Source organism: Flavobacterium sp. LC2016-01, assembly GCF_009711135.1.
GTDB lineage: Bacteria > Bacteroidota > Bacteroidia > Flavobacteriales > Flavobacteriaceae > Flavobacterium.
The window spans coordinates 48,140-62,652 of record NZ_WMIC01000011.1 but is presented as its reverse complement, the minus strand read 5'-3'; the positions used below and the strand labels follow the sequence as shown (position 1 = coordinate 62,652).

Annotated in this window: 14 protein-coding genes; 1 reads left to right on the top strand and 13 read right to left on the bottom strand. The window is 34.3% G+C overall.

What is annotated here, in order from left to right:
• Positions 1–15: 15 nt before the first annotated feature.
• The 10 genes from GKZ88_RS19620 to GKZ88_RS19575 all read right to left on the bottom strand — a co-directional run bounded on the left by GKZ88_RS19620 (position 16) and on the right by GKZ88_RS19575 (position 9,356).
• Positions 16–480 carry an ABC transporter permease gene (locus GKZ88_RS19620; RefSeq protein WP_155104119.1) on the bottom strand — a complete coding sequence of 155 codons (465 nt, stop codon included), beginning with the start codon at positions 478–480 and terminating at the stop codon, positions 16–18.
• Positions 481–487: 7 nt separating this feature from the next.
• Positions 488–919, bottom strand: coding sequence for a hypothetical protein (locus tag GKZ88_RS19615; protein ID WP_155104014.1), 432 nt, complete (start codon positions 917–919; stop codon positions 488–490).
• Positions 920–2,053, bottom strand: a complete 1,134-nt coding sequence (locus tag GKZ88_RS19610; RefSeq protein WP_155104013.1) for a beta-ketoacyl-ACP synthase III — start codon at positions 2,051–2,053, stop codon at positions 920–922. It lies immediately after the preceding gene.
• A gap of 19 nt (positions 2,054–2,072) precedes the next feature.
• On the bottom strand, positions 2,073–2,975 hold the full coding sequence (locus tag GKZ88_RS19605; RefSeq protein ID WP_155104012.1) for a dialkylrecorsinol condensing enzyme DarA: 903 nt from the start codon (positions 2,973–2,975) through the stop codon (positions 2,073–2,075).
• A gap of 211 nt (positions 2,976–3,186) precedes the next feature.
• A complete protein-coding gene (locus GKZ88_RS19600) occupies positions 3,187–4,065 on the bottom strand; it encodes a lipid A biosynthesis acyltransferase (protein WP_155104011.1) in 879 nt (292 codons plus the stop codon).
• Positions 4,065–4,319: a phosphopantetheine-binding protein gene (locus GKZ88_RS19595; RefSeq protein WP_155104010.1), complete on the bottom strand. Its 255-nt coding sequence runs from the start codon at positions 4,317–4,319 to the stop codon at positions 4,065–4,067. The genes GKZ88_RS19600 and GKZ88_RS19595 overlap by 1 nt, the downstream gene beginning before the upstream one ends.
• A complete protein-coding gene (locus tag GKZ88_RS19590; protein WP_155104009.1) occupies positions 4,312–5,547 on the bottom strand; it encodes a beta-ketoacyl-[acyl-carrier-protein] synthase family protein in 1,236 nt (411 codons plus the stop codon). Before GKZ88_RS19590 ends, GKZ88_RS19595 begins: the two co-directional genes overlap by 8 nt.
• A gap of 174 nt (positions 5,548–5,721) precedes the next feature.
• Positions 5,722–6,453 (bottom strand): 3-oxoacyl-ACP reductase FabG, encoded by a 732-nt coding sequence (gene fabG / locus GKZ88_RS19585; protein WP_155104008.1) that lies wholly within the window; start codon positions 6,451–6,453, stop codon positions 5,722–5,724.
• Positions 6,454–6,575: 122 nt separating this feature from the next.
• Positions 6,576–7,799, bottom strand: coding sequence for a WG repeat-containing protein (locus GKZ88_RS19580; RefSeq protein WP_155104007.1), 1,224 nt, complete (start codon positions 7,797–7,799; stop codon positions 6,576–6,578).
• A 33-nt stretch (positions 7,800–7,832) separates the two neighbouring features.
• On the bottom strand, positions 7,833–9,356 hold the full coding sequence (locus GKZ88_RS19575; RefSeq protein WP_155104006.1) for an aromatic amino acid ammonia-lyase: 1,524 nt from the start codon (positions 9,354–9,356) through the stop codon (positions 7,833–7,835).
• 101 nt (positions 9,357–9,457) lie between these two features.
• On the opposite strand from GKZ88_RS19575, the gene GKZ88_RS19570 reads away from it, so the two are divergent.
• Entirely contained in the window at positions 9,458–10,708 is a 1,251-nt protein-coding gene (locus GKZ88_RS19570; RefSeq protein ID WP_155104005.1) for a tryptophan 7-halogenase, read from the top strand.
• Positions 10,709–10,728: 20 nt separating this feature from the next.
• Here GKZ88_RS19570 and GKZ88_RS19565 read toward each other — a convergent pair whose 3' ends face one another.
• The 3 genes from GKZ88_RS19565 to GKZ88_RS19555 all read right to left on the bottom strand — a co-directional run bounded on the left by GKZ88_RS19565 (position 10,729) and on the right by GKZ88_RS19555 (position 14,509).
• Positions 10,729–11,334: a hypothetical protein gene (locus GKZ88_RS19565; protein WP_155104004.1), complete on the bottom strand. Its 606-nt coding sequence runs from the start codon at positions 11,332–11,334 to the stop codon at positions 10,729–10,731.
• A gap of 155 nt (positions 11,335–11,489) precedes the next feature.
• Complete coding sequence (locus GKZ88_RS19560; RefSeq protein WP_155104003.1) at positions 11,490–13,175, bottom strand: sodium/sugar symporter; 1,686 nt, start codon at positions 13,173–13,175, stop codon at positions 11,490–11,492.
• Positions 13,176–13,459: 284 nt separating this feature from the next.
• Positions 13,460–14,509 carry a UDP-glucose--hexose-1-phosphate uridylyltransferase gene (locus GKZ88_RS19555; RefSeq protein WP_155104002.1) on the bottom strand — a complete coding sequence of 350 codons (1,050 nt, stop codon included), beginning with the start codon at positions 14,507–14,509 and terminating at the stop codon, positions 13,460–13,462.
• Positions 14,510–14,513 lie beyond the last annotated feature (4 nt).

Genomic DNA, 14,513 nt, shown 5'->3' with positions numbered 1-14,513 from the left:
TATTTTCGAGTAGGATTATGTTGTTGCCGAAATCGTCTTTTGAATAAACAAATTAATTTCGCATTCTAATAGTATTTTGCCCTCGAATAAACTTGCGCAATTCATTGTACACAAAGTATAATCGTCGCCAACAAATTTTGAAACCAAAGTTGCTTTGGTTGTAATAGTATTGCCAACTTTTGGCAGTTCATGTATTTTTAAATTCTTTAAGGCGCTGATAAAACCAATAACATTTACGTTTTCGTTTTCCGTTCCGTCTTCCTCAAAAAAGTATTTTTTTCCAACAATTGACGAACAGGTTTGTGCTGTATTTTCAATTAAACCAGCTTCAATTAAAATGCCTTTATCAACAAAAATATTGTCTTCTTTAATTAAAAATTCGGTTTCAACAGAAGTGGCATCAATTTCCAAAATCAAATCGACCATTAGCATTGGAGCGCGGTGCGGTAAATAATTTTGTATGTCGATTCCAACTTTCATCATCCTATTATTTTGCTAAAACGGTTTTCATTTGTCCGCTTGCAATTTCTTCATCATTTAAAAAAGTCACAATATCGACTAAAGTTACGCCGGCAAATTCCTGTAAAATCGTAACATTCGATTGAATCGTATCGTTGATTTTTGGGAGTTTTTTAATTTCAATTTCTTTAATTGAACCAATATATCCGGTTGGTGCAATTTCATTTTTCAAAAAAAACTGATAACCAGTATGCAAAGCAACAGACTGTGCCATATGTTCGATTAAGCCGGCTTCTAAAAAAGTATTTTCTTCTAAAAAAATATTCTCTTTTTGAATGTTTAAACCCGAGGTCAATTCGGTTTCAGAATAAGAAAACATACGGTCTACCATTACAAAAGGGAACTTTTGCGGAAGCAGATTTTCTACAGCTTCTTTTTCTAAAAGGATTGAAGCATTCATTTAGCAGACAGTTAAATAAGCGTAAGCAAATGAAAATCTTCCACTTTCCGGAACAGATAATAAAATGCGATCGCCTTTTTTTAATTTTCCAGAATTTATTAATTCTTCAACGGCAATATAAATCGAAGCCGATCCAACATTTCCAACTCTCAAAAGATTCATAAACCATTTTTCATCGGCAATATCAATCCCTTTTTCTATTAAACCTTTATTAAGTCCATCAACAAAAAAGTGAGAAGAAACGTGTGGTAAAAAATAGTCAATATCATCGGCCGTAACATTGTGTTTTGCCATGGCATCGCTCATACTTTGTACACCTTTTGGCAAAATAAATTCGTCCAATAATTTTACATCCTGTTTTACAGCTAGAATAGATTCGTTTAGTAATTGTTCAGGCTTGTAATCACTCCATGGTTTTATTTCTCCGTTTTCTAGTTTGTCTCCACCGGCATACATGCAGGTTTCTAATTCGAATGCATACGAATACGCTTCCATCCATTCGATTTTTAGAGAAATAGCACCAGAAGGTTTATTTTCTAATAAAAAAGCTCCGGCACCGTCAGATAACATCCAACGTAAAAAATCTTTTTTGAAAGCAATAATGGGCTGTTCTTCCAGATTTTTTAAGTTGATAATTTCTCGATTGTATTGTTGTGCCGAAAGCCAGGTTGAAACTTTTTCAGATCCTGTACAGACAGCATTTTGTGAATTTCCAGATTTTACAGAAAGATAACCATACTTCAAAGCATTCATTCCAGAACAACAAATTCCAGAAGAAGAGTTCAATTCAACCGATTTATTTTTTAATAAACCATGAACCATTGCGGCATGCGAAGGCGCAAAAACATCAGGCGATGACGTTCCGCAGGAAAGAACTTCCATATCTTGAGCCGAAAAGTTGCCATCAAACAGCTGCGAAACTGCATTTTTTGTCAGTTCGGCATTAGTATGCGTGCTTATGCCATTTTTGTCTACGGCATAATATCGGCTTGTAATTTTATTATTGCGCAAAATAATACGTCTTGCTTTTGAGGCAGTGTCGTTTATGAGCCCTAAATAATTCTCCATTTCATCATTTGAAACAGCTTCATTTGGCAAATATTTTGCGGCTTTGGTAATATATACGTCAAACATAATATAATTTTCTCCTCTTCTAAACTCCCTGATAATATTGAGTTTCTTTTTTTATAGTTTTAATCTTAAATGGGTAGCTAATAACGTGCAATATATATACTATTGGCGAGATTAACCATATAGCAAGGAATAAATAAACATAAAATAATTTAAGAAGCAGTTTTCTCTTTTTTTGGTTTTTATGAATGAAATTAGACCATTTATCAAAGATTTTGTTAGCGGTTTTGTCAACGGTCACTAAATACGGACTGATTTTTACGGCTCCAATTTCAGCTAATTTTGGCTGTAAATCTTCTAATTTGTTTTGTTTGAATTGTGTAAGCATCACTTCTCCAAACTGATCAGATTCCTGAATGTCTTTTTCAGAAACGCCAGGTAACGGGAAAAATCCTAAATATCTTTTCTTTACTCCAGAAAACATCCAGTTTACAATCGTAATTACGCTGATTAAATTTCCAACGCGGTCTACTAAAGCTACATTTCCAACCAGTTTTGCATTGGCTTCTTTTAATAAAACTTTTACTTTTTCCTGTGCCATGATCCACATATTTCGCGAACCATTTATAGTAATAACGGGAGTATTGTTTAGAATATTTTTACCGTCAGCACTTTTTAGAAAAGAGTTCATCGGAATTGAAGGCGTTAAATACCAAACCTGATAATGCAGTAAAACAAGATCAAATTTTGTGTTTAGAATATCATCCGGAACGGGTTTTAAGACAGTTGGAATTTGTAGAAAAGATTCGGGAAAAGCGTCAAAAAAAGTAGTTTTATTCCAAGGAAAAGGAAACGGTTTTTCTAATTGTATTTCATGAAAAACGACATTGATTTCTTCTGAATTTAGAAACGGTTTTGCAATGTTGCGAGCAATCGATTCCAATTGTCCAGATTGGGAATAATAAATAACGAGAACATTTTTCATTTGGGTTTACTTACTTTGGTTGCGAACAAAAATAAGTAAATTATTTTAAAAGAATTTTCTTGTTTAATGGAATGTTTTGGCCCGCTGATTTTACGGATAAAACTGGTCTGCGCAGATTTTCTTTTTGTTTGAAACAGAAGGTTTAAAAAAAGAAAGCAGAAAGAATTTAATTAAGTGTAAATCTGTTTAATCTGTAAAATCTGTGTGCCATTTATTTAAGCTGATTCCAAAAATCAAAATAATTGAACCACTGCAACGGATATTTCTGCAGAATACTTTCAACACTTTTCACATATTCTTTCAATAAACCTTTTTCGTCGCGGTGTTTTACGGTCGCTTCTCTGGCGTATAAATGATAATGAAGATTTGGTTCTTTCATTACGTATACAAAAACAACAGGAACTTTTAATCGGGAAGCTATTAAAAATGGGCCCGCAGGAAAGTTGGCTTCTTTGCCAAGAATTTCTTCAGAAAGTGATTTGGTTCCTTCAAAATAGCGGTCGCCGGTAAAACAAACCAATTCATTATTGGCCAAAGCCGCATTGATTTCGAAAATATGAGACAAATCGTCTTTGATGATGATAAATTTTACGGCAGATTTTTGCGTAACACTTTCCAGATAATGCTTAATTGCCGAATGTTCCAAATCGGTTGTTACAAGATTGATTTGAAAATCAAGATCAATGTCACCAAAAAAGTGTTCGGCGATTTCAAAATTTCCAACGTGCGCGCTTATTAAGACACCGCCTTTTTTTTCAGCCAAAAGTTTTTTCAGAATTTCAATTCCGTCAAATTCATAGGTGAATTTATTTCGCAGTCCAGCAGAAATAGAAATTTTATCAATAATAGTCTGTCCAAAAGTATAATAACTTTTGAAGACCATTTTTTTTGACTGAAAATAAGAATATCGAAGTCTTTCTCTGAAATAGTAAGAAATAGCCTTATTGCTTTTCTTTAGAAACAGAAAATAATAAGAAGCAACAAAATAAAGTAAGACATAAGCAGACTTGACACCCGCTTTTTGTATTAAAAAAACGAATATTCTATAGCCTAAAACTGTACCTTTTGATTTGCCATCCCATTGACTCATTAAGCAGCTTTAGCTTTTAGTTTGGTTTCAATAAGGTCATAGAAGTTCTGAAAAGTTGCGATACCAACGAAATCAGCTTCAACCAGTTTTACACCAAAGTTAGCTTCAATAGAAACTACTAAATCAACATAATCTAAACTGTCTAACCCAAGTGTATCTTTTAAATTAGCATCTGGTTCAATTTCATCATTATCTACTTCAAACTCATCAACCAAAAAACCATTAATTTTCGTTATAATCTCTTCTTTATTCATTGTTCAATTTAAACTTTTTAACCACCAACGCAGAGTTGGTTCCTCCGAAACCGAAAGAATTGGACAAAAATATGTCAAATTTTTTGTTTAAAGTAGTTTTGATCAAATTTAATTTAACCGCATCTTCATCTGGATTTTCTAAATTGATGTTTGGTGCGATGAAATCATTCTGCATCATTATGATAGAATAGATGATTTCACTTGCTCCGGCCATCCAGCATTCGTGGCCTGTCATTGATTTTGTAGAACTTACCGGCGGATTTTTTTCGCCAAAAACTTCAAAGATTGCCTTGGCTTCGTTTGCATCACCAACAGGAGTTGAGGTTGCGTGGGCATTTATATATTCAATATCTGATGCCTTTAATTTTGCATCTTCCAGTGCGCGCTGCATGGCTGTGGCTGGTCCTTCGACATTTGGAGTTGAAATATGTCCGCCATTTGATGAAAATCCGTAACCCGAAACTTCAGCAATAATATTCGCGCCTCTTGCAATTGCAGATTCGTAACTTTCTAAAATTAAAGTTGCGCCGCCACCGCTCGGAATTAATCCGTCGCGGTCTTTGTCAAAAGGTCTTGACGCTTTTTCAGGATCGCTTTCTCTGTTAGAAAAAACACCTAAACCGTCAAAACTGCTCATAGCATATTTGTTGATTTCCTGAGCACCGCCTGTAATAATGATATCCTGAAAACCGCCTTTTATTAAAAAGTAAGCCAATCCTATAGAATGAGAACCGCTCGCACAAGCCGCACTGACAGTTAAGTTGATGCCGCGTAATTTAAAAATTGTCGAAAGATTCATCGTTACCGTTGAATTCATTGATTTGAAAATCGCTCCAGAACCAATTAATGCTGTATCTTTTTTCTCACGGACAATATCTGTTGCATCAATAATTGCTTTAGAAACACTGTCGTTTCCATACATAATTCCAACTTCGCGAGTTTCAAAAAAAGCTTCGTCGATATTCGCATTTTTCAATGCTTCGATAGTAGCCATATAAGCATATTCGGTTTCTTCACCAATGCTCATACGCTGTCTGCGTGTCAATAAATTTTTTAAATCGGCTTTTGGAACCATTCCGGTCAAAGCCGACTGGAAACCAAATTCTTTTCGGTCAGAATCAAATTGAATACCTGATTTTCCATTGTATAATGATTCCTTTACTTCGTCTAAAGAAGTTCCGATACAAGAATAAATTCCCATTCCAGTAATTACAACTCTCTTATTCATGGTCTTTCAAAGTAATTTTTTTATCCTTAAAGTGTAATTTTTTTAATCTCGCAAAGTCGCAGAGTATTTTCTTTTTTAAGTCTTTTAAATAAAACTTTGCGACTCTGCGACTTTGTGACTAATTTTCGTTGTTAAATAAAAAACTTAAAACAAGCTTCGCAAACATAGTATTCTTTAAGAATATATTCCGCCGTTTATGTTAATAATTTCTCCTGTAATATAACTTGCTTTTTTAGAAATCAAAAAGCTTACCAAATCAGCAACTTCTTCGGCTTCGCCAAAACGATTTACCGGAATTAATTTTAATAATTCTTTTTCATCCAACTGACTTGTCATATCAGTTCTGATAAAGCCTGGTGCAACAGCATTAACCGTAATATTTCGTTTTGCCACTTCTTGAGCCAAAGCTTTTGTAGCCGCAACAATGGCACCTTTTGCAGCCGAATAATTGGTTTGTCCGGCGGTTCCTTTAACTCCTGAAACAGATACCATATTGACGATTCGGCCATATTTATTGCGCAGCATTTTTTGAATAAAAAACTGCGTTACATTAAAAAATCCGTTCAAACTTGTATTTACAACGCCATTCCAGTCTTCGGGAGTCATCCACATAAACAGACCGTCTTTTGTAATTCCGGCATTGTTTACAATTGCTTCAACAATCGCTTCAGGATTGGCTTCTTGCCATTTTGTTAAAACCGTTTGTACTTGTTCAAAATTAGAAACATCAAAACCCAGAATTTCTCCGGTTGCACCTAATTTCTGAATTTCCTGAAGTGTTTCTTCGGCAGCAGTTTGGTTGGAATGATAATTAATCAGAATATGATAATCAGATTCAACGGCTAGTTTTTTACAAACAGCACTTCCAATTCCTCTTGAACCGCCTGTTACTAATACACATTTCATTTATGTAGATTTTATTTTTAATAGGTCATAAATGGTATTGCCTTTTATAATGGTTTTGCTAATGCAATAATTTATTATTGGCAATTTCATTTCTGTAGATTTTTATTTATTGGGGATAAATATTATTTTTTCTTGCTGATTGGTTTTTTTACCGGTTTTGCTGCAGTTTTTGCTGGTTTGGTTTCTTCTTTAGGTTTTTCTGCCACAACTTCAGCTGCCTGATTTTTTTCTGATTTCGAAAATAGTTCAGCATTTTCAAACCATTGATTGCTTAAAACTGTTCCGTCTGGTTTAAGAAAACCCCATTTTCCTTCATTTTTTACTCTTGCAACACCATCAATAAATCCTTTATCCTGTTGCGTAAACATAGCAATAATAGCATTTGCAGTAATGCCGTATTGTGTTGGGATTATTATTTTTCCAGATTCATTAATAAATCCCCAATTGTTTTCTTTTACAGGAGCCAATCCGTTTGAACTGAAAACTTCAGCATCGCTGTAAGTTGGTTCAATTACAAATTTTCCTTCTGGATTGATGAATCCCCATTTTTTTCCAACTAAAACCGGAGCCAGGTTTTTTGAGAATGCTTTTCCTTTATCATATATAGGTAGAATTACCCAATTTCCTTTTAAATCAATATAGCCAATTTTCCCGTTCTTTTTGGCAAATGTCAAATCCTGAGTTTCGAAATCCCAGATTTTTTCGGCACCGTCAACCGGAATAAATTTTCCAGCGCTTACAAGTCCGAAAGTTTTATCTTTTCTAGCCCAAGTTGTATTTTTAAAATAGCCTCCTATTTCGTCGTATACAGGTTCTACTAATTCCTTGCCAGCGGTATTAATAATTCCCCATTTTTTATTGTTTTCGACTCTAGCAAAACCATTTTCAAAAGATTTGATCTGATCGTATTTTGGCTCTAAAACAACAGTCATTTTGTTGTTGATCAAACCCACTTTGTTGTTTTGTCTGATGAAAGCAACACCATCATTAAAATCAAATAATTTATCAGATGCAGGCGCTTTTTGAATTTCGCCTTTTGTATTAATATAAACCCAATCTTTGTCTTTTTGTACAATGGCAATGCCACTGTTAAAATCCTTTGCATCTTTAAAATCGGCTGGAATAATCCAGTTTCCTTTTGCATCAATAAAACCCCATTTTCCGTTGTTTTCTACAGCAGCCAAACCTTCAGAAAAACTTCTGGCCGATTTATACTGCGGTTCAATTTTAAAAGATCCGTCTTTGGAAATATATCCAATTTTTGAATTTTTTTTGACTAAAGCCAGTTCTTGACTATTAACAAATTGAATGAATAGAAGCGATAAAAAAATAAGCGTTTTTTTCATGATTTTTAATTTTAATTAATAGCGCGAAATATACTACAAATTGTTGATTAAATAATCTTTTACTTTTTGAACAAAAGGATACATTACTTGATCTTCCTTAAACACAGGAATTATGTTTCGAACATCGTCGTACCATTTTCGGGTAACCGATGAAATTTTATCTTTTTGACCTAAATAATCAATTGCCTGAACGATGGTAATCATTTCGATAGCCAAAACTTCAAAAGCATTTTCGATTACTTTTGAGGTAATTACCGCCGCATTTGTTCCCATACTTACAATGTCTTGATTGTCATTGTTGTTAGGAATTGAATGCACGTACATTGGGTTCGAAAGCATCTGACTTTCGGCAGTTGTTGAGGTTGCCGTAAACTGAACGCCCTGCATTCCGAAATTAAATCCTAATGTTCCTAAATTGACAAATGGAGGAAGAATTTCGTTGATTTTTGAATTCAATAAATAATTCAATTGACGTTCTGCCAACATGGTTAATTTCGTAATAACGATTTTTAATTTATCCATTTCAAGCGAAATATAATCGCCGTGGAAATTACCTCCGTGGTAAACATGTTTGTTTTTTACGTCGATAATTGGGTTGTCGTTTGCCGAGTTGAATTCGTCTTCTAAAATCGAAGCAACATTATTAATAGTTTCTAAAACTGGTCCTAAAATTTGAGGTACACATCTTAAAGAATAATATTCCTGAACTTTTTCTTTGAAAATTTCTTCCGTATTTTCTCCCGAATATAAATGATCTTCTCTTTTGCGGATTAAAGTACTGTCAGAAAGATTTTGTCTCATTCTTTCAGCTACTTCCTGCTGTCCTTTATGACGTTTGGTTTGGTTTAATTCTGCCGAAAAATGATCGTCATACGCCTGCACCAATTCGTTGATCGCGCAAGAAGATTTTAACGACCAGTCCAATAATTTTTTCGCATGATGAACATTCACAACGCCAATTCCTGTCATTACCGAAGTTCCGTTGATTAACGCCAGACCTTCTCTAATTTCAACCTGAATTGGTTTTAAACCTTCAATTTCAAAAACTTCTGGAGTTGGTCTTCTTTCTCCTTTATAAAAAACTTCGCCTTCGCCAATTAAGACTAACGCTAAATGTGATAACTGTACTAAATCACCGCTCGCTCCGACACCGCCGTGCTCGAAAATTAGAGGTGTAATGTCTCTATTAATTAATTCCGCCATCAAGTGGATAACTGAAGGATGAACACCAGAATTTCCTAATGAAAGAGTGTTCAAACGTGCCAGAATTGCTGCTTTTGCACAAACCGGGCTCAATGGTTTCCCAGTTCCTGAAGAGTGGCTTCGGATTAAATTATATTGCAGCTGAATTTGGTCTGACTCTTTAATTCTATATTGAGCCATTGGTCCAAAACCAGTATTTACACCATATATTATTTTGTTTCCCGAAAATTCTTTCAGGAAATTAAAGCTTTCATTTACTCGATTTAAAACTACATCACTGATTGCAACTTTATTATTTCCAAAAATGATTGACTCGAATTCTGCTAAACTTAAATATTCATTAATTGTGTTCATTAAACCGTATTTGATTGTGCTAATTTAATTTTATTTATCAAAATAAATGTAGTTATTTTGATGATGGCAAATGTAAGTTAATAATTCATAACATTTTTATTATGACAAAGGAGTTTGTTGATGTTTTAGTGATTGGTGCAGGACCTTCAGGATGTGTTTCGGCATCGTATCTTCATAAAAATAATGTCAAGGTTAAAGTTGTAGAAAAAGCAAAATTCCCAAGACTTGTGGTCGGCGAAAGCCTTATTCCGCGAGTGATGGATCATTTTGCAGAGGCGGAGCTTTATGATGCGCTAAACGCGATGAACTTTGAAAAAAAATTAGGAGCCCGTTTTATTAGAGGCGAAGAGATCTGCGTTTTTGATTTTAGCCAGAAATTTGGAGAAGGCTGGGATTGGACCTGGCAGGTACCGCGTGCTGATTTTGACAACACAATGGCGCAGGAAGTGGTTCGAAAAGGAATCGATTTGGAATTTGAATCGGAAGTTTTGGAAGTTTCTTTTGAAGGAAAAAATTCGAAAACTATTGTAAAAGATAAGGATGGAAATTTAAAAGAAATCCACGCCAAATTTATTGTTGATTCCAGCGGATACGGACGTGTTTTGCCTAGACTTTTAGACTTGGACACACCTTCAAAATTAGATCCGCATTCTTCGATTTTTACACATGTTAAAGATATAAACAGAGAAGAAGGCGAGGAGGGAACGCAGATTTCGTTTGATATTTTAGAAACTGAAGTCTGGCTTTGGGTAATTCCTTTTTCGAATGGAAATACCAGTTTAGGCGTTGTTGGTCCAACAGATTTTATTAATTCGCTTTCAGAAAACAAAGACAATGCTGAGGCTTTGCGAAATGCCATTCAGAAATCAGATTATTATATCAAAAGATTTAAAGGAACCGAATTTTTGTTCGAACCGGTAAAATTGGAAAATTATTCAAGAGCTGTAAAAAGAATGTACGGCGACGGTTTTGCTTTGACCGGAAACAGTTCTGAATTTCTGGATCCTGTTTTTTCATCAGGAGTTGCTTTTGCTACAGAATCAGGAATGTTGGCAGCAAAACTATATTTAAAAGAATCACAAGGAATTGAAGTGGACTGGGAAGTTGAATTTACGCAATATATGAAACGCGGTATTGCAGTTTTCACTACTTATGTTCAGGAATGGTACACCGGAAATTTACAGACTTTGTTTTTTCATCAGCCGGAAAATCCAGATGTTAAGGAAAAAATATGTTCTGTTTTGGCAGGTTATGTTTGGAACGAAGAAAATCCTTTTGTTAAGAAACACGATCACGTAATAGCAAATATGGCGTATTTACTAAATATGCAAAAAAATCAAAGCCCTGAATAATCAGGGCTTTTTTTATGATTTTATTTAAATGCTTTTTTCAATAAAAGTTTAGATAATGATTTTGCTGTTTTTGCAAATCCTTCTCCAATTCTGGTTTCATTATTAAAATTATTTCCCCATTGATCTCCTGGAGCTTCCATACTTGAGATTTCTAATAAAACATTAGATTTGTTGGCTGTTTCTACAAAAGTCAAAACAGTAGAAACTTTTGCAGGCTGTTTCATAATTCCGGCATCCCAACCTGGGTAAATCCAAACTGTTTTTACGATTAAAGTATAAGGAGTATTTAAACCTTCCTGAAAATTTACGTCTTTACCAGCTTTGGCTAATACAATATTTCCAATTTCTAAAAATTTTGGAGTCCAGATCTGCTCTTTGGCAACAAGCCATCTTTTGTACCAAAGATTGCCGTTTCCTTTTGCTTTTTGATCTAAATCGGCTTTATGTTCTTCTACATATTGTGCTTCCGGTTTATTTTCTTTCATCATTGTAAAATTGCTGTAATCAAATTCTACGTTGATTTCTTTTTGATCTTTTAAAAAATCAAAGCTTCCGTTTATAATTTCCATGTCTTGGCAGAAGGCAGTTGCTGAAATAAAGAAGCAGGCAATAATTAATTTTTTCATTTTTTTTGATTCGGTTAAAGGTTAATGTTAGTTGGTCAAAAATAATTAAACAGAAATATTTTAATGGTTTTTTTTGAATAAAAAATAATAAAAAAAAGGCCGTCAAAACAGACAGCCTTTTTAATCTTCAAAAAATAATATAGTAAAAAATTATACTACCAGAATTTAACGTACAGTGCAACAATAATCAATAATGTAATTACGATTAAAACTGTAGTTTGTGGTTTTACTTTAAACATTTCAGAGTCAATTTCAAACGCTTTTGGATTTACTTTTGGTCCAGCAAAACTGATTCCGATCATCGCTAACATCGTAAAGAAGAATGATAATCCCATACAAATGTGGAAAGGAATTTCAAAAGCTCCTTTTCCGTTAGGATAAGCAGTATAAAGTAAAGTTTCGTTTCCGAATAAAGCAGGCGCATATTCGTTGAATAAAACAGATAAAACAAATCCTAAAATTACACCCACGATAGCCGCAGTTCCAGTTGTTCTTTTCCAGAACATACCTAGGAAGAACATAGCGAAAACTCCAGGGCTGATGAAACCTGTATATTTTTGGATGTAAGTAAATCCACCCACTCCGCCAATTCCTAAAATGTCATTCCAAGTAAATAACACAGCCAAAAGCATTGCAGCAAAAACGGCAATTCTACCAATATTTACTTGTTGCTTTTCACCCGCCTCTTTTTGAATGTATTTTTTATGAACGTCTAATGTATAAATAGTCGAGATACTGTTTACTTTTCCAGCTAAAGAAGCTACAATTGCAGCAGTCAGCGCCGCAACGGAAAGTCCTTTTAAACCTGTTGGCAAGAAAGTCAATACAGCTGAGTAAGCTCCATCTTTTCCTCCAACTAATTGTGGTAAATGTCCGTTTTGGTATAAAACGTAAGCAGCAATACCAGGCAACATTACGATTAAAGGCATTAATAATTTTAACATACCAGCAAATAAAATACCTGTACGAGCCGTTTGTAAATCAGCACCTAAAGCTCTTTGCGTAATGTATTGGTTACATCCCCAATAGTTTAAGTTGATAATCCAGATACCAGCAAGGTAAGACATCAAACCAGGGAAAGTTAAGTATTTGTCGATCTCAAGTTGAGATGAATTTGCAGTTGGTTTTGGGATAATCATTTTGAAATGCTCTGGCGCTTCTCTCATTAAAACTTTGAAACCTGCAATTGCATTTTCGCCTACTCCAAAATATTGACCAACAGTTGTCAATGCAATATAAGAAGTTACTAAACCTCCAATAATTAAAACCGCAACCTGAATAACGTCTGTATAAGCTACAACTTTCATTCCTCCTAAAGAGATGAATAAAGCAAATACAGCCAATCCAATCATGATTACATGCAGATATTGTCCACCCGCAAGTCCGTTAATAGCAACAGCTCCTAAATAAAGGATTGAAGTCAAGTTTACAAAAACATATAAAAACAACCAGAAAACCGCCATAATCAAAGCAGTAGATTCGTTGTAACGTGTTTTTAAGAATTGAGGCATCGTGTAAATCTTGTTTTTAAGATAAACAGGAATAAACCAAACTGCTACTATAATTAAGGCAACAGCAGCAAGCCACTCGTAAGCAGCAACAGCGATTCCTAAAAAGAAACCTTCACCGCTCATTCCGATGAATTGTTCAGCCGAGATATTTGAAGCGATTAATGATGCTCCAATAGCCCACCAAGTTAAGTTTCCTTCAGCCAAGAAATAAGCTTTAGCGTCGTGTTCGTCTTGTTTACGTTTGCGGTAAACGCTGTAACCGTAGGCAGAAACTACGATGAAATAAATAATAAAAACCGCATAATCGGCAAAAGCGAGGTTCTGGTTCATTGTTAATAGTATTTTAAAAAATTAGTATAGGTGATTGTTTATAAAGTGGTTTTATGAATTCATTTTAATATAATTTCGAAACCTGTTATTTTGTTGTTTTATCTTATTAAAACTAAGATATCTGTTTTTATTTTGTTATTTTTTTATGAAAATAAGAACGAAAGCCAAAAGTATAATAAAATTCTATATCTACACCATTTACAAATGTGTTTTTTACATTTATAATAGATTTATTATGTTAAATTTTAATATACTTTTGATTTTTGCTTTTTTCAGACTCCGTTTTATAGACTTTTATAATGCACTTCTGATTGCTGTCTTAAAATCGCAGCGCTTTTTTCTGGAGTAATATCTCGTTGTGATTCGCCTAACATTTCGTAGCCCACCATAAATTTCTTAACCGTTGCCGATCTTAATAAAGGCGGATAAAAATGCATATGAAAATGCCACTCTGGATGATCTAAACCATCTGTTGGGGCTTGGTGAATTCCTGATGAATATGGGAAAGAAGTACGGAATAAATTATCATACTTCGTTGTTAGCTGTTTTAAAATTTTAGCAAATGAAGTCGCTTCTTCGGCAGTGAAATCAGTGATTTTTCCGAAAGCTCTTTTGCTTAAAATCATGGTTTCATAAGGCCAGATTGCCCAAAACGGAACTAAAGCCACAAAATGATCATTTTCGATTACAATGCGCTCGCCAGATTTTAATTCGGCATCTAAATAATCTTTAAGAAGCGTTCTGTTGTTTTTATCGTAATATGATTTTAAGCTGTTTTGTGTTTTTTCAACTTGAGTCGGCAATGAAGACTGTGCCCAGATTTGCCCGTGCGGATGCGGGTTGCTGCAGCCCATCACGCTTCCTTTATTTTCAAAAATCTGAACGTGATTGATGTATTTGATATTTCCTAAATCGGTATATTCTTTTTGCCAGGTTTTAATGATGTTCTCAATTCCGTCAATTTCCATTTCTGGTAACGTCAGGTCATGTCTTGGTGAAAAACAAACTACTCTTGAAATTCCTTGTTCTGGTTTTGCTTTAAAGAAAGTATGTTTGATATCTTCTTCAAAAATAATTTCATCCTGTTTCATGGCTGCAAAATCATTTTCAAAAACAAAACTGTTTTCATATTTTGGATTGTTCATTCCGTTGGCACGAACATTTCCAGGACATAAATAACAAGTTGGATCGTATTTTGGCAAAGCTTCTGTAGCGATGGTTTCATTTTGTCCCTGCCAAGGACGTTTTGCACGATGAGGTGAAACTAAGACCCATTCGTTTAATAAAGGATTAAAACGTCTGTGTGGATCTTCGTTAATGTCAAAATTTTTCATGTAA